The organism is Desulfocurvus sp. DL1XJH-121, from assembly GCF_054819825.1.
Window position 1 is genome coordinate 1 of sequence record NZ_JBTVWW010000120.1, and the last position, 262, is coordinate 262.

The 262-nt window shown below is 57.6% G+C and carries 1 pseudogene; it reads left to right on the forward strand.

Features of this window, described 5'->3' with window-relative positions:
- A pseudogene (locus ACYYG1_RS17555) lies at nt 1-262 on the forward strand (hypothetical protein); the annotation flags it as partial.

A 262-nucleotide genomic window follows, 5' to 3' on the forward strand; every position in this document is an offset into this window, starting at 1 on the left:
GGCGGCAAAGGCAACGACTATCTCGAGGGGCGCGACGGTGACGATATCTTCCGCGACGCCGGCGGCTATAACCTGATTGCCGGCGGCAAAGGCCACAATATCTTCGATACCCAGCAGGCGTTGAAAAACACCGAGGTTGCCTACGACGGTAATACGCTTTACCTGCGCGACGCCAAGGGCGGCATTACGCTGGCGGACGACATCAGTACCCTGCGCAGCAAAGAAACCTCCTGGCTGATTTTCAGCAAAGAGGTGGATCATC